This window comes from Streptomyces sp. NPDC058195, assembly GCF_042883525.1.
GTDB lineage: Bacteria > Actinomycetota > Actinomycetes > Streptomycetales > Streptomycetaceae > Streptomyces.
Genome location: NZ_JBHVVM010000014.1, coordinates 37,349 through 55,751 on the forward strand (window position 1 = coordinate 37,349; position 18,403 = coordinate 55,751).

The 18,403-nt window shown below is 71.9% G+C and carries 18 protein-coding genes and 1 riboswitch; of the genes, 11 read left to right on the forward strand and 7 right to left on the reverse strand.

The features are described from left to right. Positions 1-109 precede the first annotated feature (109 nt). Positions 110-577 (reverse strand): thioredoxin-dependent thiol peroxidase, encoded by a 468-nt coding sequence (gene bcp, locus ACFVWY_RS18890; RefSeq protein ID WP_389873489.1) that lies wholly within the window; start codon positions 575-577, stop codon positions 110-112. A gap of 131 nt (positions 578-708) precedes the next feature. Between bcp and ACFVWY_RS18895 the strand changes: the two genes are divergently transcribed. The 3 genes from ACFVWY_RS18895 (at position 709) to ACFVWY_RS18905 (ending at position 1,980) form a co-directional block, all read left to right on the forward strand. Further along, on the forward strand, positions 709-1,029 hold the full coding sequence (locus ACFVWY_RS18895; RefSeq protein ID WP_389873491.1) for a DUF3618 domain-containing protein: 321 nt from the start codon (positions 709-711) through the stop codon (positions 1,027-1,029). Between the two features lie 61 nt (positions 1,030-1,090). Beyond that, positions 1,091-1,429: a co-chaperone GroES gene (locus ACFVWY_RS18900; RefSeq protein WP_352273741.1), complete on the forward strand. Its 339-nt coding sequence runs from the start codon at positions 1,091-1,093 to the stop codon at positions 1,427-1,429. 119 nt (positions 1,430-1,548) lie between these two features. Further along, positions 1,549-1,620, forward strand: a riboswitch (guanidine-III (ykkC-III) riboswitch). Positions 1,621-1,659: 39 nt separating this feature from the next. Beyond that, the gene (locus tag ACFVWY_RS18905; protein WP_031087846.1) at positions 1,660-1,980 is read left to right on the forward strand and encodes a multidrug efflux SMR transporter; all 321 of its coding nucleotides are present in this window, start codon (positions 1,660-1,662) and stop codon (positions 1,978-1,980) included. Here ACFVWY_RS18905 and ACFVWY_RS18910 read toward each other — a convergent pair. Beyond that, positions 1,974-4,451: a transglycosylase domain-containing protein gene (locus ACFVWY_RS18910; RefSeq protein ID WP_389873494.1), complete on the reverse strand. Its 2,478-nt coding sequence runs from the start codon at positions 4,449-4,451 to the stop codon at positions 1,974-1,976. The two genes, ACFVWY_RS18905 and ACFVWY_RS18910, sit on opposite strands and share 7 nt — an antisense overlap. A 181-nt stretch (positions 4,452-4,632) precedes the next feature. Here ACFVWY_RS18910 and ACFVWY_RS18915 point away from each other — a divergent pair, with 181 nt between their 5' ends. The 4 genes from ACFVWY_RS18915 (at position 4,633) to ACFVWY_RS18930 (ending at position 8,220) form a co-directional block, all read left to right on the forward strand. Further along, entirely contained in the window at positions 4,633-5,433 is an 801-nt protein-coding gene (locus tag ACFVWY_RS18915) for an ABC transporter permease (RefSeq protein WP_389873497.1), read from the forward strand. After that, positions 5,426-6,322 (forward strand): ABC transporter permease, encoded by an 897-nt coding sequence (locus ACFVWY_RS18920; RefSeq protein ID WP_389873500.1) that lies wholly within the window; start codon positions 5,426-5,428, stop codon positions 6,320-6,322. Before ACFVWY_RS18915 ends, ACFVWY_RS18920 begins: the two co-directional genes overlap by 8 nt. A 60-nt stretch (positions 6,323-6,382) precedes the next feature. Continuing rightward, entirely contained in the window at positions 6,383-7,450 is a 1,068-nt protein-coding gene (locus ACFVWY_RS18925) for an ATP-binding cassette domain-containing protein (RefSeq protein WP_389873502.1), read from the forward strand. Positions 7,451-7,518: 68 nt separating this feature from the next. Beyond that, a complete protein-coding gene (locus tag ACFVWY_RS18930; RefSeq protein ID WP_389873810.1) occupies positions 7,519-8,220 on the forward strand; it encodes a DUF1707 domain-containing protein in 702 nt (233 codons plus the stop codon). Between the two features lie 51 nt (positions 8,221-8,271). On the opposite strand, the gene ACFVWY_RS18935 is transcribed toward ACFVWY_RS18930, so the two are convergent. Beyond that, positions 8,272-9,522, reverse strand: a complete 1,251-nt coding sequence (locus tag ACFVWY_RS18935; protein WP_389873505.1) for an SGNH/GDSL hydrolase family protein — start codon at positions 9,520-9,522, stop codon at positions 8,272-8,274. A 146-nt stretch (positions 9,523-9,668) separates the two neighbouring features. On the opposite strand from ACFVWY_RS18935, the gene ACFVWY_RS18940 reads away from it, so the two are divergent. Next, positions 9,669-11,111: a DUF445 domain-containing protein gene (locus tag ACFVWY_RS18940; RefSeq protein WP_389873506.1), complete on the forward strand. Its 1,443-nt coding sequence runs from the start codon at positions 9,669-9,671 to the stop codon at positions 11,109-11,111. Positions 11,112-11,201: 90 nt separating this feature from the next. Here ACFVWY_RS18940 and ACFVWY_RS18945 read toward each other — a convergent pair whose 3' ends face one another. Further along, entirely contained in the window at positions 11,202-11,504 is a 303-nt protein-coding gene (locus tag ACFVWY_RS18945; protein ID WP_389873508.1) for a hypothetical protein, read from the reverse strand. 275 nt (positions 11,505-11,779) lie between these two features. Between ACFVWY_RS18945 and ACFVWY_RS18950 the strand changes: the two genes are divergently transcribed. The 3 genes from ACFVWY_RS18950 to ACFVWY_RS18960 are packed head-to-tail and all read left to right on the forward strand — an operon-like array spanning position 11,780 to position 14,797. After that, positions 11,780-13,285 carry an MFS transporter gene (locus ACFVWY_RS18950; RefSeq protein ID WP_389873511.1) on the forward strand — a complete coding sequence of 502 codons (1,506 nt, stop codon included), beginning with the start codon at positions 11,780-11,782 and terminating at the stop codon, positions 13,283-13,285. Beyond that, complete coding sequence (locus ACFVWY_RS18955; protein ID WP_389873514.1) at positions 13,282-13,869, forward strand: TetR family transcriptional regulator; 588 nt, start codon at positions 13,282-13,284, stop codon at positions 13,867-13,869. The genes ACFVWY_RS18950 and ACFVWY_RS18955 overlap by 4 nt, the downstream gene beginning before the upstream one ends. 49 nt (positions 13,870-13,918) lie before the next feature. Beyond that, the gene (locus tag ACFVWY_RS18960) at positions 13,919-14,797 is read left to right on the forward strand and encodes a PhzF family phenazine biosynthesis protein (protein WP_389873517.1); all 879 of its coding nucleotides are present in this window, start codon (positions 13,919-13,921) and stop codon (positions 14,795-14,797) included. A 674-nt stretch (positions 14,798-15,471) separates the two neighbouring features. Here the strand turns inward: ACFVWY_RS18960 and ACFVWY_RS18965 are convergent. The 3 genes from ACFVWY_RS18965 to ACFVWY_RS18975 form a co-directional block, all read right to left on the reverse strand. Next, complete coding sequence (locus ACFVWY_RS18965; RefSeq protein ID WP_389873520.1) at positions 15,472-15,945, reverse strand: GNAT family N-acetyltransferase; 474 nt, start codon at positions 15,943-15,945, stop codon at positions 15,472-15,474. 147 nt (positions 15,946-16,092) lie between these two features. Then, positions 16,093-16,953, reverse strand: a complete 861-nt coding sequence (locus ACFVWY_RS18970; RefSeq protein WP_389873522.1) for a hypothetical protein — start codon at positions 16,951-16,953, stop codon at positions 16,093-16,095. A gap of 113 nt (positions 16,954-17,066) precedes the next feature. Further along, complete coding sequence (locus ACFVWY_RS18975) at positions 17,067-18,299, reverse strand: MFS transporter (RefSeq protein ID WP_389873524.1); 1,233 nt, start codon at positions 18,297-18,299, stop codon at positions 17,067-17,069. Positions 18,300-18,403 lie beyond the last annotated feature (104 nt).

Here is an 18,403-nt window from a genome sequence, read left to right on the forward strand (position 1 = left end):
CGGATACCGGTGCGTCACGTCCGATGTCCGACAACATGTGGAATGCCCCGCACCGCTTCGGTCGGAGCCGAAGTGGTGCGGAGCATTCCGGGTGGATGCGGGGCCTGGGTCAGATGCCGAGGTCCTTGATGATCTTGGCTACGTGGCCGGTGGCGCGGACGTTGTAGAGGGCGCGCTCGACCTTGCCCTCCTCGTCGACGACGACCGTGGAGCGGATGACCCCCGTCACCGTTTTGCCGTAGAGCTTCTTCTCCCCGAAGGCGCCGTACGCCTCCAGGGTCTCCTTGGACGGGTCGCCGACCAGGGTGACCTTGAGGTTCTCCTTCTCGCGGAACTTGGCGAGCTTCTCCGGCTTGTCGGGGGACACGCCGATGACGTCGTATCCGGCGCCGGTGAGCAGGTCCAGGTTGTCGGTGAAGTCGCAGGCCTGCTTGGTGCAGCCGGGGGTCAGGGCGGCCGGGTAGAAGTAGACGATGACCTTGCGGCCCTTGTGGTCGGCGAGCGAGATCTCGTTGCCGTCGGCGTCGGGGAGGGTGAAGGCGGGGGCGGTGTCGCCGGGCTGGAGTCGCTCGCTCATGGTTCTCCTCGGGTGGCACGTGGGATGTACGGGACCGAGAGTAATAGGGGTGCCGCCGGGTGTGCGGACGGTCGAGCTGACAGACTGTCGATGAAGGATGTGTACCGGACGAGGACCACGGAGGCGGCGCAGTGTCGGATGCCAGAACCCCTGCGCAGATCGAGGCGGACATCATCAGCAGGCGCGAGCAGCTGGCGGTGGTGCTCGATGAGATCGGGGTGCGGGTGCACCCCGATACGATCATGGGAGACATGAAGGCCAAGGCCGCCGAGGCCGTGGACCGGACGGCCGGGCGGGCCTTCGTCGCGGTGAACCGGGCGGTGTCGGACGTGCGGGCGCAGTTCGTGGACGAGGACGGGGCCCCGCGGCTGGAACGGGTGGTCCCGGCGGCGCTGCTCGCGGTGGGCGTCGTGGGGCTGATCGTGGCGTCGAAGCGGCGCCGGAAGGCCTGATGCCGCGGCCCGCGCACCCCGGAGGGGCGCCGGGCGCCGCGGGGCAGGTAGGTTGCGGGGCGTGAGCGAGAACACCGACGACAAGCTGCCCATCCGCATGCTGCACGACCGCGTGCTGGTCCGGACCGATACGCCCGAGGGCGAGCGGCGTTCCGGTGGCGGCATCCTGATTCCGGCGACGGCCGCGGTCGGCCGTCGGCTGGCCTGGGCCGTGGTGGTCGCGGTGGGTCAGAACGTGCGGACGGTGGAGCCGGGCGACCGGGTGCTGTACGACCCCGAGGACCGTGCGGAGGTCGAGGTGCGCGGGGTGGCGTACGTGCTGATGCGGGAGCGCGATCTGCACGCGGTGGCGGCCGACCGCTTCGAGGGTTCGGTGGATTCGACCGGGCTGTACCTGTAGTTCTTCGACGCCTGGAGTTCTTCGGCCCGATGCGGGCCCGGACCTGGTGACCCGATCATGGCCTGGACCTGGTGACCCGATGAGGGCCTGGGCCTGGTGACCGGTGTCACCAGGTCCTTTGCATGCCCTTTGCTAAGGTGGGGGCATCCCGACGAGACGCGCCGTACCGGGTTCCGCAAAGACGACGCACCTGGGTTGTTCGCGTGTTCTGTCTCGTCGGAGGTGCCGTCATGGCGTGGGTTCTGCTGGTTGTCGCCGGTCTGCTCGAAGTGGCCTGGTCGATTGGGATGAAGTACACCGAGGGGTTCACCCGGCTGTGGCCCAGCGTGTTCACGGGGGCCGGAATCGTGGCGAGCATGGTGCTGCTGTCCCACGCGGCCAAGACGCTGCCGATCGGCACGGCCTACGGGGTGTGGGTCGGGATCGGTGCGGCCGGTGCGGCGGTGCTGGGCATGGTGGTGCTGAACGAGCCGGTGACCGCAGCCCGGATCTTCTTCGTCTGTCTGCTGCTGGTCGCGGTCGTGGGCCTGAAGGCGACCTCGGGTCACTGACCGGGGCCGGTACCCGGGCCGGGGCCGGTACCCGGGCCGGGGGCGGGGACGGGTGTGCCCCGGCTGCCGGGGAGGGCGCCGCGCCCGTAGCCGTAGCCGCCCGCGCCCCCGCCGCCGTTGTTGTTGCTGCTCCCGCCTCCGCCCGCGCCGCCGTTGTCGCCGCCCCCGTTCTGTGCCCCGCCGCTGTCCGCCGTGCCCCCGGTCTGGTCGCCGGTGTCGGTGCTCCCGGTGGGCGGTTCCTCGCTGCCGGGGGGTGAGGGAACCTCGGGCGGGGTGCTTTCGGGGGTGCCCGGTCTGGTGCTGGAGGCGGGACCGGAGGGTTGCGTGCTGCCGCGGGGGGTGGTCCGTCCGGGGGACGGGGTGGTTTTCCCGGTGCCGCTCTCGACTTCCAGGTCGAAGCCGGTGGCCGGGGTTCCGCGCAGGGCGGCCTCGGTGTACTGCGCCCAGGTCTGCGCGGGTGCGCCGCCGCCGTTGATACGGGCGAGGCCGAGGGCCCCGTACAGCGATTTCTGCGCGCCGGTCCCGGGGTCCTGGCCCATGACGGCGATGACGGTGCTGAGGTCGGGGGTGTACCCGGCGAACCAGGCGGCCCTGTCCTCCTCGGCGGTGCCGGTCTTGCCCGCGGCGGGGCGTCCGGCGGCCTGGGCGGCGGTGCCGGTGCCGCCCTCGACGACGCTGCGGAGGATTGCGGTCGTGGTGTCGGCGGCCTCGCGGTCGACCGCCTGCGTGGGGGCTTCGCGGTCGGGGACGTCGAGATCCTCGCCGCCCTTGCTGACCCGGTCGACCAGGACGTACGAGCCGTGCCGGCCGTGGTTGGCGAGGGTGGCGTACGCCTCGGTCATGTCGAGGACGCTGGCGGTGGCGACGCCGAGGGCGATGGACGGGGTGGCGGTGAGGTCGGGGGTGCTCTTGGGCAGTCCGAGGTCGATGGCGGTCTGCCGGACCTTCTCGGGGCCGACGTCCTCGGCCATCTGGGCGTAGACGGCGTTGACGGACTTGTCGGTGGCGGTGGAGACGGTGATGGGTCCGTAGCTGCGGTCGTCCTCGTTGGCGGGGGCGTACCCGGTGGGGCCGTTCGGGCCCTGGACCATCCGCTTGTTGGTGCCGTCGTAGACGGTGTCGGGGGTGATGGCCTGGCCGTCCTGGGTGGTGGAGTGGTGGGCGACGGCGGAGGTGAAGACGAAGGGCTTGAAGGTGGAGCCGACCTGGAAGTCGCGCCGCGTCGCGTTGTTCACGTACTGCTTGGTGTAGTCGACGCCGCCGTACATGGCGACGACGCGGCCGGTGCCGGGGTCGATGGAGGCGCCGCCGACGCGGACGTTGCGATCGGCCGCGCGGTCCGGGCTGGTCTGGGACATGACGTTGTCGTCGACCGCGCGCACGAGGGCGTTCTGCTTCTTCTTCTCCAGTGTGGTGGTGATCCGGTAGCCGCCGGTGGCGAGGGTGGTCTCGTCGATGATGCCGTGGGCGGCGAGGTAGTCGTCGACGGCCTGGACGAGGTAGCCGCGCTGCCCGGCGAGCCCGGTGGGCGGCCGGACCTTGCCGGGGACGGGGAACGTCATCGCGGCGCGCTCGTCCGCGCCGAGCCACTTCTCCTTGACCATGCCGTCCAGTACGTAGTTCCACCGGCCGACGGCGGCGTCCTTGTTCTGGGGGTGGACGACGACGTCGTAGGCGCTGGGGGCGTTGAGCAGGGAGGCGAGGTAGGCGCCCTCGGCGGTGGTGATCTCGCCGATGTCCTTGGAGTAGTAGGCCTGGGCGGCGGCCTGGATGCCGTACGCGTTGCGGCCGAAGTAGCTGGTGTTGAGGTAGCCCTGGAGGATCTGGTCCTTGGACTGCTCGCGGTTGAGCTTGACCGCGATGAAGAACTCCTTGATCTTGCGGACGATGGTCTGTTCCTGGCCGAGGTAGTAGTTCTTGACGTACTGCTGGGTGATGGTCGAGCCGCCCTGTGTCCCCTTGCCGGTCACGGTGTTCCAGGCCGCGCGGACCATCGCCTTGAGGTCGACCGCCCGTTCGGAGTAGAAGTCGCGGTCCTCCGCGGCCAGGACGGCGCGCTGGACGGTGAGCGGCACCTGGGACAGGTGGACGTTCTCCCGGTTGATCTCACCCGAACGGGCGATCACACTGCCGTCCTTGTAGAGGTACAGGTTGGCCTGCGCGGTGGCGCTGGAGTTGGCGGCCGGGATGCCGACGAGCTGGTATCCGGCGATGAAGCCGCCGATCAGCAGGACGGCGATGACCAGGAGCCCGCCGAGGGTCATCCGCCAGGTGGGTACGGCGCGGCGCCATCCGGTGCGCTTGGGCCGTCTGGCCTTCCCGGCCGTTCCCGCCGCCGCGGCGGCCTTCCCGGCCGCCCCGGTCCCGTCGTCGCCGCCGTCGTGGCCGTTGCCGGGGGCGTCCGGCTGCCTGGGCGCCCAGCCCTGGGGGCCGTCGCCGTCCTCACCGGGCTGCTGTGGCTCGTCGCTCATGTCCGTGCAGACTCCTCGACTGCGGTCAGTTATCCCATACTGCCCTTTTTACTGAATAACCACCGGATCGACCGCGCTCCCGCCCCCGGAAAACCGCTCGCCTCGGCCGTTCCCGCTGGACTAGGGTCGTGCGCTTTGGTGCCTGCGCCCGTGCGGCACCCGAACCACGGGGGTGTATGCGGTGCGGCTCTACGCGGTGGTGGCGGCGGGCGGATTCCGGCGCCACGCCACCTATCGGATCGCCACGGCGTCGGGGGTGTTCACCAACACCGTCTTCGGCTTCATCCTGACGTACACCTATGTGGCGTTGTGGGACGAGCGACCGCAGCTCGGCGGCTACGACATGTCGCAGGCGCTCAGCTACGTCTGGCTGGGACAGGCCCTGCTGATGACCTGTTGCATGATGGGCGGCGGCTTCGAGGAGGACCTGATCGAGCGCATCCGCACGGGTGACGTCGTGGTCGACCTCTACCGGCCGGTCGACCTCCAGTGCTGGTGGCTGGCGGGCGACCTGGGCCGTGCCGCGTTCCATCTGCTGGGCCGCGGCATCGTGCCGATGCTGGTGGGCTCGCTCGTCTTCGAACTGGCGCTGCCCTCCTCGGGCTGGACCTGGCTGGCCTTCGTCGGGTCGGTGGCGCTCGGCGTCGTGGTCAGCTTCGCGATCCGCTATCTGGTGGCGCTCTCCGCGTTCTGGCTGATGGACGGGGCGGGGGTGGCCCAGTTCGCCTGGCTGTTCGGGTTGTTCTTCTCCGGGATGCTGCTCCCGCTGACGCTGTTCCCCGGGCTGCTGGGGGAGGTGGCGCGGCTGCTGCCGTGGTCCTCGATGCTCCAGGTGCCCGCCGATGTGTTCCTCGGCAAGTACCCGGGGTGGGAGCTGGCGCGGGCGTACGCCTTCCAGGCGGGCTGGGCGGTGGCCCTGCTGCTGGTGGGCCGGATGGTGCAGTCGGTGGCGACGCGGAGGGTAGTGGTCCAGGGTGGCTGACACGGGCGGTGCGGTGGAGGCGGCCGGGGACCGGTCCGCGGACTGGCCGCGGGAGGCGTTCGCGCGGCGGCGCTGGCCGCGGCGGTTCGGCGAGGGGGTGCGGGCGTACGGGCTGATCGTGGTGATGTGGCTGCGCTCGACGATGGCCTACCGGGCGTCGTTCGTGATGGCGACGTTCGGCAATTTCGTGGCCACCGTCTTCGACTTCGTCACGATCCTGCTGATGTTCTCGCACGTGGACCGGCTCGGTGGCTACGGCCTGTCCGAGATCGCCCTGCTGTACGGGGTCTCGGGCACCGCCTTCGGCCTCGCCGACCTGCTGATGGGCTCGATGGACCGGCTGGGGCGGCGGGTGCGCGACGGCACGCTGGACACGCTGCTGGTGCGGCCGGTGCCGGTGCTCGCCCAGGTGGCGGCGGACCGGTTCGCGTTGCGCAGGCTGGGGCGGGTGATGCAGGGGGCGCTGGTGCTGGGGTACGGGCTGGCGACGGTGGATGTCGAGTGGACGGTGCTGAAGGTGGCGGTGGTGCCGCTGATGCTGCTGGGCGGAGCGGGGATCTTCGGTGCGCTCTTCGTGGCGGGGGCGGCGTTCCAGTTCGTCGCCAACGACGCGTCCCAGGTGCAGAACTCGTTCACGTACGGCGGGAACACCCTGCTCCAGTACCCGCCGTCGATCTTCGCGAGGGAGCTGGTGCGCGGGGTGACCTTCGTGGTGCCGCTGGCCTTCGTGAACTGGCTGCCCGCGCTGTACGTGCTGGGCCGCCCGTTGCCGCTGGGGCTGGCGGACTGGGTGGCGTTCCTGTCCCCGGTGGTGGCGGCGGGGTGCTGTCTGCTGGCGGGCCTGGCCTGGCGCGCGGGCCTGCGCGCGTACCGCAGCACCGGAAGCTGACCGGGGCGACCGGGGCGACCGGAACATCGAACTTCTAGCGAGGGAGGCGGAGCAGCCGTCATGGACAGGGACGCAAGCACGGTGACGAGTACGGGCACGAGTACGGGCACGGGCACGGGCGCGGATACGGACGCGGATACGGAGCCGGGCGCCGCGGCCGAGCCCGGGTTCATCGAGCTCGACAGGGTCGAGAAGGTCTTCGACGTACGCCGCAGAACCGGATTCCTGCGCAGTGAACGCCGTCAGGTGCGGGCGGTCGACTCGATCAGCTTCCGTGTCGCGCGCGGCGAGATGGTCGGCTACATCGGTCCGAACGGTGCCGGGAAGTCGACCACGATCAAGATGCTGACCGGCATCCTCACCCCGAGCGGCGGGCGGCTGCGGGTGGCGGGCATCGATCCGTCCAGGGAGCGTACGCGGCTGGCGCACCGGATCGGTGTGGTGTTCGGCCAGCGCACCACGCTCTGGTGGGACCTGCCGCTGCGCGACTCGTACCGGCTCATGCACCGGATGTACCGGATTCCCGACGCCCGGTTCCGGGAGAACATGGCCCGGTGTGTCGAACTCCTCGATCTGGGCGACTTGTTGGAGGTGCCGGTACGGCAGTTGTCGCTGGGGCAGCGGATGCGCGGGGACATCGCCGCGGCGCTGCTGCACGATCCGGAGGTGCTGTACCTGGACGAGCCGACGATCGGCCTGGACGTCGTCTCCAAGGCGAAGGTCCGTGGTTTCCTGCGGGACTTGAACGCCGAGCGCGCCACGACCGTCCTGCTGACGACCCACGATCTGACGGACATCGAGCAGCTCTGCTCCCGGGTGATGGTGATCGACCACGGCCGGCTGATGTACGACGGGGCTCTCGGCGGCCTGCACGAGGTGGGGGAGAGCGAGCGGATGCTGGTGGTGGACCTGGAGCATGAACTGCCCCCGATCCGCCTGGAGTCGGCGCCCTCGGTGCGCACCGTGAAGGTGGAGGGGCCGCGGCAGTGGCTGGCCTTCCCGGCCGCGGAGTCGGCGGCGGCACTGGTCGCCCGGATCGCCGCGGACTATCCGCTGGTCGACCTGTCGGTGCGGGAGCCGGACATCGAGACGGTGATCGCGAAGATGTACGCGTCGAGCGCTCCCTGAGCCCTGCCGGCTGTGACGGGAAGCGGGCGTTCAATAGGCTTCGCGGTATGACAAGTGACAGTCCGGAAATGCGGGCCTCCGATGCCGAGCGCGAGCGTGTCGCCGAAACCCTGCGCGAGGCGGTCGCCGAGGGCAGGCTGGAGATGGCGGAGTTCGAGCAGCGGCTGGAGGCGACCTATACGGCGCGTACGCACGGGGAGTTGGAGCCGCTGGTACGGGACCTGCCCGCGCCGGGCGCGGCGGTGGCCCCGGTGGGTGCGCCTGTGGCCCGGACCGGGTCGCAGAAGCGGTGGACGGAGCGGATCGGCAGGCCCGCCACGTCGAGTGGTGCCTTCGCCTTCTGGGGCGGATTCGGCCGTCGGGGCAACTGGACGGTGGGCCGGAAGTTCACCGCGTTCGCGATGTGGGGCGGCGGCGAGATCGACCTGCGGGAGGCGAACTTCGAGGACCGCGAGGTGGTCATCCGCTGCATCACGATCATGGGCGGCATACAGGTGACGGTCCCGCCGGAGCTGAACGTCGAGGTCCGGGGCATCGGTGTCATGGGAGGTTTCGGGGAGCGCGCGAAGGACGAGGGCATTCCGTCGCCGGATGCCCCGCGGGTGCGGATCACCGGGTTCGCGCTGATGGGCGGGGTCGGTGTGGAGCACAAGCGGAGCAAGGCGGAGCGGCAGCGGCTGCGGGACGCGGAGCTGGGGCGGCCGGGTTCGGGGGCGTTGGGCGACGAGCGCGGGCGCGGGCGCCTGGAGAAGGGTCCGGACGCGTCCTGACCCCGGTGCCCCTCTTCTTCCTTCCCTGTTCTTGTCGGCGCGGGGTTCTCGTCAGAGCTGGCCGGACACCGGTTCCTCGCGCTCCAGTGACGTCAGGTCCACCAGCGAGCCCAGGCGGCGGTAGCCGCCGTCGTTCAGATGGAGATGGTCGCCGCTGTCGTACTCCGGCCGGAGCCGGGTCGGGTGGCGCGGGTCGCGGGCCGCGGCGTCGAAGTCGATGACGTCGTCGTAGATCCCGCCCGCCCGGATCAGTTCGTTGACCCGTTGCCGTACGGCGTCGAGGGCGGGGGTCCAGGTGTGGAAGCCCTCGAACGGCATCAGGGTCGCCCCGACGACCCGCAGCCCGCGGGCGTGGGCGCGCTCGGCCATGAGGCGCAGGGCGTCCGCGAGGCGTTGCGGGTCGGTCTCCTGCGGGGACCGCTGTACGTCGTTGACGCCGAGCGCGATGACGACGGTACGTACTCCGGCGATGTCCAGCGCGTCGCGTTCGAAGCGGTCGACGGCCCGTACGCCGCTGCCGTCGCGCAGGACGCGGTTGCCCGCGATGCCCGCGTTGGCCACCCCGTACCGGCCGTGCAGCCGGTCGGCGAGGATGTCGGGCCAGCGGCTGTTGGTGTCGGGGCTGGAGCCGGTGCCCGCGGTGAGCGAGTCGCCGATCACGGCGATCGTCCCGGCGGCGGCCAGGGTGTGGACGTCGACGGCGGTCAGATAGCGCCAGTCGTCGGTCCGCCGGGTGCCCCACGCGGTGTCCAGGTACGAGGTCTGGTGGCTGTGCCCGTGGACGGTGACGGGGCCCTGGGGGCCGCGGATGCCCAGGGTGACCACGAGATCGGCGTCGGGGGCGACCGGGCCGGGCACGGGATCGCTGACGACCTGCCCGCCGGCCGGGACGGTCACGCCGCGCAGGCCCCCGAAGGTGGCGGGCCGGCCGCCCACCCCGGCCCGGTCCACGGCCAGCGGGTGGGTGCCGAATAGGTTCGAAAGGGTGATCCGGGCCGCGTCGCCGCCGATGCTCGTATGGACGACGTTACGAATGGTGCGGCGGTGCAGGGTGCCTCCGGCGGTGGAGTCGGCCATCCCGGTGACGGGGGAGGCCGTCCAGGTGGCGGCCCAGAGGCCGGTGGTGTGTGCGGGGGCGGCGGGTGTCCGGACCCCGGACCGCGGCCCGGGAACGGCTGCCGGCCCCGGCAGGCCGCCTGGACCGGAGAACAGCAGGGAGCCGGCGAACGCCACGGTGGCGGCGAGTGCGGCGGTGCCCGCCACGGGGGCGATGAGCAGGGGGTACCCCTGGCGCCTGGGCATGGGCGGCGTCTCTCCTCGTGATCAAACGGACTGGTTCCATGATGGGGCAGGGCGTCGGGAACTCGGCGTGCGGCCCGGGAGTAGGTCAGGCAGGGACAATGCGTACGGACGGCCGGGGGCGAGGCGTACGCGGACGGGTGGAGCGGATGGAACGGAACGATCGGACCGGCCCCGGGGAGCCGGAGGCGCGACGGCTGGAGCGCGCCGGGGAACGGCGGGCGGAGGCGGCCGGTTCCGGGCCCGGGGAACGGGCCGGGGAGCGGCCCGGGAAGCGGTCGGGTGAGCGGGCCGGCGAGGAGCCTGAGGAGCGGCCCGTCTCCCTCGGTTCGTTCGCGTACACGGAGGCCGACGAGGAGAAGCGGCGCGGGGTGCGCCGGATGAAGACCACCGCCACGGGCCTCCTCCTGCTGGTCGCGCTGGTGTACGTGCTCGCCACCTGGGCGAAGAGCGCGGGGGTGGGTGGCTGGCCGGGCTTCGTCGCCGCTGCCGCGGAGGCTGGCATGGTGGGCGCGCTGGCCGACTGGTTCGCCGTCACGGCGCTGTTCAAGCGCCCGCTCGGCCTGCCGATCCCGCACACCGCCATCATCCCCACCAAGAAGGACCAGCTCGGGGCCTCGCTGGGTTCCTTCGTCGGGGAGAATTTTCTCTCCGGTGACGTCGTACGGGGCCGTATCCACGCCCTGGGGGGCGGGCGGCGGCTCGGCGCCTGGCTGGCCGAGCCGGAGCACGCCGACCGGGTCACCGCCGAGCTGTCGACCGCGCTGCGCGGGGCGTTGCGGGTGCTGCGGGACTCCGATGTGCAGGCGGTGGTGGGCGAGGCGATCACCCGGCGGGCCAACGCGGTGGAGATCGGCCCCGGGCTCGGCACGATGCTGGAGAAGATCGTCGCCGACGGGGGCCACCGCAAGGTGGTGGACCTGATCTGCGTCAAGGCCCACGACTGGCTGGTGCAGCACGGCGATTCGGTGATGGACGCGGTGCAGGGCGGGGCGCCGGGCTGGACGCCGCGGTTCGTCGACAAGCGGATCGGGGAGCGGGTCTACAAGGAACTGCTGCGGTTCGTCACGGAGATGCGGGACATGCCGGGCCATCCGGCACGCGCCTCGATCGACACCTTCCTGACGGACTTCGCGGCCGACCTCCAGACCGACTCGGAGACCCGGGCCCGGGTCGAGCGGCTGAAGTCGGAGATCCTGGGGCGCGGCGAGGTCCAGGACGTCATCGCCTCGGCCTGGGCGTCGGTCCGTACGATGATCATCGCGGCGGCGGAGGACGAGCAGAGCGAGCTGCGGCTGCGGGCGCGGGCCTCCCTGATGGCGCTGGGCGCCCGGCTCGCCATGGACGAGCGTCTCCAGGCGAAGCTGGACGGCTGGCTGGAGGACGCGGCGGTCTACGTCGTCACGACGTACCGCGCCGAGATCACCTCGCTGATCAGCGACACCGTCGCGAGCTGGGACGCGGATCAGACATCGAAGAAGATCGAGGCGCACATCGGCCGCGACCTCCAGTTCATCCGGATCAACGGCACGGTGGTGGGCGCGCTGGCGGGCCTGCTGATCTACACGGTGTCCTGGGCGCTGGGCGCGTGACGCCGTTTGCCGCCGGAGGGCGGGGCGGGGCTCCGGAGGAATCCGGGGCCCCGCCCCTTTTTCCGGCGGCGGACGGGTGTGCCGTGCGGGTCAGGCGGCCCGGCGGGTGACCGCCCACGACGCGACGGCCATGGTGCCCGCCACGGTGAGGACGGAGGGCCAGGCGCCGATCTTCTTGGCCAGCGGGTGTGATCCGGCGAACGCGGCGACGTACGCCGTCGTCAGCCCGGCCGCCGCACGGGGGCCTGCCTGCCGGTTCCACTCGTAGGCGGCCACGCTGCCCGCGGCGGCGAGGGCGACCCCGCCCAGCGGCCGCTTCCTGGTCCACCGCGCCACGGCGTACCCGCCGACCAGCCCGCTCGCCGCCACCGCCGCTGCCGGAACCTTCGCCATCGCCGCCACCCTTGCCTTCTCGTTTCGGTAGTCCGGGCCGGGGCCCGGGGTTTCGAGGCTAACGCGATCCGCGGGATACCGGTCGCCGAGGGGGTGCACACGCGTTTACTCTGGGGTGAACGCGTGTGCACCCCAGCTCCCGCGCGAAGCCCGGACGCCGGGCGGAAACCCGGGCGCCGGGCGGAAGCCCGAACCACGAGTGAATACCCGGGCCCCGGGCGGGAGTCCGGGCGCCGGGTGAAGCCACAGCCGCCCCGCACCCCGTACGGAGAGCCATGCCAGCGGACATACCCGCCGCCCCGACCCCCGCCGCGAAGAAGCCCGCGCACCCCCGATTCGCCGTCGGCGTGCTGGCGTTCTGCGGCGTCGTCGTCGCGGTGATGCAGACGATCGTGGTCCCGCTGCTCCCGCACATCCCGGCCCTCACCGGCGCGAGTCCGGCCGCCGCGAGCTGGCTGGTCACGGTCACCCTCCTGACCGGCGCCGTCTTCACCCCCGTCCTGGGCCGGGTCGGCGACATGTACGGCAAGCGGCGGGTGCTCGTCGCCTCGCTCGGGGTGCTGGTGGCGGGCTCGGTGCTGTGCGCGGTCAGCTCCCACATCGGCGTCCTGATCACCGGGCGAGCCCTCCAGGGCGCGGCGCTCGCCGTGCTGCCGCTGGGCATCAGCATCCTGCGCGACGAACTCCCGCCCGAGCGGGTGCTGTCCGCGGTGGCGCTGATGAGCTCGACGCTCGGCATCGGCGCCGCGGTCGGCCTGCCGGTCGCCGCCCTGGTCGTCGAGAACTTCGACTGGCACACGATGTTCTGGGTCTCCGGCGTGATCGGCGTCGTCGACATCGTGCTCGTGCTGTGGTGCGTACCGGAGTCGCCGCTGCGCACCCGCGGACGGTTCGACGTGCTCGGCGCGCTCGGCCTGTCCGGGGCCCTGGTCTGCCTGCTGCTCGCGGTCACCCAGGGCGCCGGCTGGGGCTGGACCTCGGCCCGCACGCTCGGACTGCTGGTGGCGGCCGTCGTCGTGGCGCTGTGCTGGGGCCGGTACGAGCTCCGGGTGGCCTCACCCATGGTCGACCTGCGGATCTCGGCCCGCCCGGCGGTCCTGCTCACCAACGTCGCCGCCCTGCTCATCGGCTTCGCCTTCTACGCGAATTCGCTGGTCACCGCGCAGATGGTCCAGGAACCCAAGGAGACCGGCTACGGGCTCGGCGCCTCGCTCGTCGTCAGTGGCCTCTGTCTGCTGCCCGGCGGCGTGATGATGGTGGCGCTCTCCCCGGTCTCGGCACGGATCTCCGGGAAGTACGGCCCGAAGGTCAGCCTGGCCCTGGCCGCCGGGGTGATCGCCGCCGGATACGTGGTCCGCTACTTCACCAGCCACAACCTCTGGCTGATCATCGCCGGTGCGACCGTCGTCGCCTCCGGCACGGCCATCGCGTACTCGGCCCTGCCCGCACTGGTCATGCGCGGCGTACCGGTGAGCGAGACCGGCTCGGCCAACGGCCTCAACACCCTCATGCGGTCGATCGGGCAGGCGTTCTGCAGTGCGACGGTGGCCGCGGTCCTCGCCGGCCTCACCTTCCGGGTGGGCGGCCGGACCGCCCCGACGCTCCACGCGTACCAGCTGGTCTTCCTGGTCGCGGGCGGCGCGGCGTTCCTCGCGCTGCTGGTCACCCTGTTCCTGCCGGGCGGCCGCACCCGCGCGGCAGGTACGGTCGAAGGCAACCGCGACGTCCCGGGCGACCGGAAGGACGGTGTGCGGACGACGCCGATCCAGGAGAGCACATGACCAGCGGCCAGGCCGCCGTACCGGTCCCGGTCCGGTCCGCCGCCGACCCGGGCACGGGCCGCGACGCGATCCTGCGCGCGGCCCGCCGGGCGTTCACACAGCGCCCGTACGCCGACGTCACCATCAGGGGCATCGCGGCCGACGCCGGGGTCAGCCCGTCGCTGGTGGTCAAGCACTTCGGCCGCAAGGAGGAGCTCTTCAACACGGTCGCGGACTTCGGCCCCGCCGCCGCGGAACTCTTCGGCGCGCCGCTCGGCGCGCTGGGCCGCCACATGGTCGTGACGCTGGTGCGCCAGCGCCGCGCCCGCCAGTCCGACCCGCTGCTGCGCGTCGTCTTCTCGCTCGGCAACCGGGACGAACGCTCCCTGCTGCGCGACCGCTTCCAGGAACAGGTCACCGACGCCCTCACCGCCCGCCTCACCGGCCGCGAACGGGCCCTGCGCGCCGAGCTGATCGCCGGACACCTCCTCGGCCTCGGCGCCACCCTCAGCCTCCACCGCTCCGGGGCGGGTGCGGACGCCACCCCCGAACACCTCGCTGACCTCTACGCGCCCGCGCTGCAGACCTTGATCGACGGTTCCTGACCGACCGGCCGTCCCCCGGTGCGGGGCGCCGTCCCGTTAGCGTGGAGGCATGAAGAACGAAGTCCTCAGATACGTGGCGTTCAGTGCGGACCCGGCCGGCGGTAACCCGGCGGGAGTGGTTCTCGACGCGTCCGGGCTGGACGAGGCGGCCATGGCCCGCATCGCGGCCGACCTCGGATACTCCGAGACCGCGTTCGTCTTCCCCGGCCAGGAGGCCGGACCGGCGCAGGAGGCGGAGGCGGGTGAGGGCGCCTGTTTCGAGGTCCGGTACTTCAGCCCGCTCATCGAGGTCCCGTTCTGCGGCCACGCGACCATCGCCACCGCCGTCGCCCACGCGCAACGGCACGGGGCGGGAGAGCTCACCTTCCGCACCAAAGCCGGTGAGATCCGGGTGTCCACGGAGATCGGCCCGGACGCCGCGGTCATGGCCACCCTGGTCAGTGTGGCCCCGCGCTCGGAGCCGGTCCCGCCGGACGTGACGGCGGAGCTGCTGGACGCGCTGCGCTGGTCGGCGGACGACCTGGACCCCGCGCTGCCCGTGCGGGCCGCGTACGCGGGGGCCTGGCATCCGGTGATCGCCGCGGCGGACCGCGCCAGGCTCGCCCGTCTGGACTACGACGGACCGGCCCTGTCCGCCCTCATGGCACGCCACGGCTGGACCACGGTCAACCTGGTCTGGCGGGAGTCGCCCTCGGTCTTCCACTCCCGCAACCCGTTCCCGCCCGGCGGGGTCGTCGAGGACCCCGCCACGGGGGCCGCGGCCGCGGCGCTCGGCGGCTACCTGCGCACCGAGGGCCTTGTCGACGCCCCCACGAAGCTGACGGTGTACCAGGGGTATGACATGGGGCGCCCGAGCACGATCAGGGTGCGGGTGCCCGAAGGGGCGGCCACGGGCATCGAGGTCGGCGGCACCGGGGTGGCGATCTGAGGCGCCCGCCCGGACGACGCCGGATCGGCTGAAGACGACCGAGCGGAGCTTCAGCCGGCTGGAGGCGTTGCCGCCGTGCGGCCGGAGGGAGAAGCGGTCGCCCTCGCAGTCGGGGCCGGTGAAGACCGTCGCGGTGGAGCCGGTGAGGTTCAGCGGGGTGTGCGCGGGCAGCGACGAAGCGGGATCGGCCACCTCGGGCAGCGTGATGCACATCCGGCTCGGCGGGTCGACCAGATAGCCGGGCCGCAGCGAACCGTCGAGGCCGGAGTAGACGTACGTGAAGTCTCCGGTCGCCGCGCTCGCCGAGGCGGGCACGGTGACGATGAGCGCGAGCGCGCCGACGGCGGCGGCGACAGCGGTACGAAGACGCATGGGAACTCCTGATACGAGGGGAGAAACGGCCCAAGTCTGTGCCCTCGCCGCGCGCCCGTCCGCCAAGTGCCGGGCACCGTCACCCGGACGGCAACTGCTGAATCGGTTCTGCCGACGGCCGAGTGGGTGAGGGCACGGTGTGCGGCGATGACCCACGCGGAACGTCGCCGCGCCTGCCGCCGCCAGGTCCCACCGCCATTTCTGGCCACAGCACGACACACCCACGCACGCACGCACGCGAGTGGGTGGGCGCGTGCGGTGCGGGCGGTGGTGTGCCGCGCCCCGTGCGTACGGGACAGCCCTCAGGCGTCGCCGCCGAGCTCCAGCTCGCCGACGACCTGGTCGCCGCTCGTCTCCCCGGTCAGCCGGAACCCCAGCCCGAGGTAGAACCCTTCGGGCCCGTGCTCACCCGGTACCCAGCTCACGGTGGCCCGGGTGCCGCCCCGGCGCCGGATCTCCTCGCACACCGCGCGCACGGCGAAACGCCCGTATCCGTGGCCCTGCTGGTCGGCGGCGATGTTCAGCCGCCAGAGCCCGGAGCGCGGACCGGCGTCGTCCGGGCGGAACCGGATGTCGAAGAAGGCCATGACGAAGCCGACGAGCCGGTCCCCGTCGAAGACCAGCCGGGGCCAGGCGGTGCCGGGGGTCGCGTAGGCCTGGGCCAGTGACCAGGAGACCGGCTTCACGAGCCCTTCCTGGTCGGGCCGTACGCGCAGCCCGCAGGCGGCCTCGACGTTGTCCGCCGTGACCTCTTCCAGACGCAGTGATGAAGACATGGCCGCAACCTACCGACCGGCGTCGCGCCGCATCGGACGATTTCGCGGCGTGCCTCGCCGCCCGCAGGGCCTCACCCGCGAAGACGCCCGGCTCCGCAAGGAGCGGAACCGGGCATCCCGTACCGGCGAACTGTCATGGTCGTGACGTCAGTTGGCGGGCGCCTGGTAGAGGCCCCGGCCGGCGCGGTGGGCCCGGGAGGTGGCGACGAGCCGGTCGAGGGTGCTGCGTACGGTGTTGATGCCGTTGGGCGTGAGTTCGCGCCCGAGCGCCTCCGTCACGTCGCGGGCGCGGACGGGCTTGCCGCCGGCCGCCGCGAGCACCTTCAGCGTCAGTTCGGTGAGGCTGCCGCTCTCGTCGGCGGCCTCCGCCTTCTTCGCCGCCCGGGGCTTCGTCGCCTTGGCCTTGGCGGCGGCCTTCGCGGGCTTGGCGGGCTTGGCGGCCTTGGTGGCTCCGGTGGTCTTCGACGTCCGGGCCGCCGTGGCCGTGGCCCCGGCGTCCTTGCCGTCCTTGGCCGCGTCGGCCCCCTTGGCGTCCTTGCTCCGGCCGCGCTGCTGGGCCTTCGGCGCGGCAGCGGTCTGCTTGCGGCTCTTGGAGGCGGAGGCCTTACGGGCGGTGGTGCGGCGCGCCGCGGGTGCGGCGGCCGGCTCCTGGGGCTCCTGCGCGTCCGGCGTCTGCGCGGGGGACGCGACGGACTCGGTGGTGTCGACGGACTCCTGCGCCTGCCGCGGAATCCTGGCCGTGGCTACGGCCGTGTCGGCCCCGGCTTCCGTCTTCGCCGCGGACGCCGCCCCGGACGTCACCTCGGACGTCGCCTCGGCGACGGAAGCGGGCGAGCCCGCCAGCGCACGCAGCGCGGTCAGCGCGGTCCGTACCGAACCCAGACGCCCGGTGACAGCCGCGAGCTCCTTCTCCAGGGTCTGCTGATGCTGTTCGAGGCGCGGAAGTTCCGCCTCCAGCAAGGCAGTTGTGGCATCGATGGTGACCAGTGTGCTGGTCTCTGAGGTCATGTTGGCGCCCTTCTGTCCCTGCCGGCCATGAGGTGGCCGATGTACCGCAGGGTAAGGGGTGTTGTGTTGTGGCCGGAAATCGCCCTTTGGTCACGACCTGCCGCGAAGCGCCGTCAGCACCGTTCGCCAGTCTCCTGAACAGCGCGTCGCCGCACCTGGCGCTCCGCACGGGAGCCACTCGTTCGGCCGTATCGGTTCACCCGGGCCCCGAGCCCCAGCCGCAGTGCCATCACTGCCACGGCGGCGATCGCGAATCCCGCTCCGACCCAGGGAAGTTGGCGGGCCCCGTGAGCCGCCAGGGCCCAGCCGCCGACGGCGGTGCCAAGGGTGATGCCGAGGTTGGAGAACGAGATGAAGAGGCTGTTGCCGAACTCCGGCGCGTCGACCGCGTCCCGCCCCAGCCAGTTCTGGCTCACGACCAGGCCACCGGAATGCACGGCACCCCACACCAGGACCACGGCCACCATCGGCGCGAACAGCGGACCTGTGGCGTACACCAGGACGTAGACCAGCAGGCAGAGCACCGGATACGCGACGGCGGTACGGACGGGACCGCGCCGCAGCAGGCTGCCGAAGGCGAAGTTGCCGAGGATCATCACCACGCCGAAGGCCATCAGCATCGCGCTGACCCACGTACCGCTCATGTGCGTGACCTGTCCCAGGTATTCGGCGAAGTAGCCGTAGACCGAGAACATCGCCGCGAAGACGAGAACGACGGAGATGATGCTCAGCCAGGTACCGCTGCGCTTGAGCACGCTCAGCTGGGCGCCGTAGGAGGAGCGGCGCTCGACCGGCATCGACGGCACGAACCGCAGAATGCCCAGGAACGCCAGGAGGTTGACGAGCGCCCCGAACCAGAAGGCCGCTGACAGCGACAGATGGTCGGCGAGGTACGCGGTCAGCGGCACGCCGAACGCGAAGCCGAGGGTGACCCCGCCGAACACCGTCGTCGTGGCCCGGGTCGCGTCCTTCGCGGACACCAGGCGTGCGGCGGAGGCGAGCGCGACCGCGAAGAACACGGGGTGGAACAGGGCGGGCACCACCCGGAAGGCGAGCATCACCCCGTACTGCGTGGTGAGCGCGTAAACGGCGTTGGACACGGCGAACACCGCGATCGAGGCGGCGAGCACCCTCTTGCGGTCGATGCCGGAGGCGAGCAGTGTGCTGAACGGCCCGGACACCGCGATGACCAGGGCGAACACCCCGACGAGCCAGCCGGCGTCGGACGGTGTGACACCGAGTTCGGCCGAGACCCGGGGGAGTACCCCGACCATGCCCATCTCGGTGGTGATGATCCCGAACACGCCCAGGGCGAGCACCGGAACGGCGAGGGAGGCCCTTCTCATCGAATCGACCCATACCTTTCGTCAAATCGAGAAATCTAGATGAATCGGACCAAGGCTCGGCCCGGCGCCAGGGCTCGGTCCGGCACCGGGCGCCGGGGGTGACG

What these genes read in the sequence shown, in the direction of transcription:
- ACFVWY_RS18975 (WP_389873524.1), bottom strand. Translation starts at nt 18,299, where the DNA reads ATGAGAAGGGCCTCCCTCGCCGTTCCGGTGCTCGCCCTGGGCGTGTTC.
- ACFVWY_RS18905 (WP_031087846.1), top strand. Translation starts at nt 1,660, where the DNA reads ATGGCGTGGGTTCTGCTGGTTGTCGCCGGTCTGCTCGAAGTGGCCTGG.
- ACFVWY_RS18970 (WP_389873522.1), bottom strand. Translation starts at nt 16,953, where the DNA reads ATGACCTCAGAGACCAGCACACTGGTCACCATCGATGCCACAACTGCC.
- ACFVWY_RS18965 (WP_389873520.1), bottom strand. Translation starts at nt 15,945, where the DNA reads ATGTCTTCATCACTGCGTCTGGAAGAGGTCACGGCGGACAACGTCGAG.
- bcp (WP_389873489.1), bottom strand. Translation starts at nt 577, where the DNA reads ATGAGCGAGCGACTCCAGCCCGGCGACACCGCCCCCGCCTTCACCCTC.
- ACFVWY_RS18930 (WP_389873810.1), top strand. Translation starts at nt 7,519, where the DNA reads ATGCGGGCCTCCGATGCCGAGCGCGAGCGTGTCGCCGAAACCCTGCGC.
- ACFVWY_RS18945 (WP_389873508.1), bottom strand. Translation starts at nt 11,504, where the DNA reads ATGGCGAAGGTTCCGGCAGCGGCGGTGGCGGCGAGCGGGCTGGTCGGC.
- ACFVWY_RS18925 (WP_389873502.1), top strand. Translation starts at nt 6,383, where the DNA reads ATGGACAGGGACGCAAGCACGGTGACGAGTACGGGCACGAGTACGGGC.
- ACFVWY_RS18940 (WP_389873506.1), top strand. Translation starts at nt 9,669, where the DNA reads ATGGAACGGAACGATCGGACCGGCCCCGGGGAGCCGGAGGCGCGACGG.
- ACFVWY_RS18955 (WP_389873514.1), top strand. Translation starts at nt 13,282, where the DNA reads ATGACCAGCGGCCAGGCCGCCGTACCGGTCCCGGTCCGGTCCGCCGCC.
- ACFVWY_RS18935 (WP_389873505.1), bottom strand. Translation starts at nt 9,522, where the DNA reads ATGCCCAGGCGCCAGGGGTACCCCCTGCTCATCGCCCCCGTGGCGGGC.
- ACFVWY_RS18910 (WP_389873494.1), bottom strand. Translation starts at nt 4,451, where the DNA reads ATGAGCGACGAGCCACAGCAGCCCGGTGAGGACGGCGACGGCCCCCAG.
- ACFVWY_RS18950 (WP_389873511.1), top strand. Translation starts at nt 11,780, where the DNA reads ATGCCAGCGGACATACCCGCCGCCCCGACCCCCGCCGCGAAGAAGCCC.
- ACFVWY_RS18960 (WP_389873517.1), top strand. Translation starts at nt 13,919, where the DNA reads ATGAAGAACGAAGTCCTCAGATACGTGGCGTTCAGTGCGGACCCGGCC.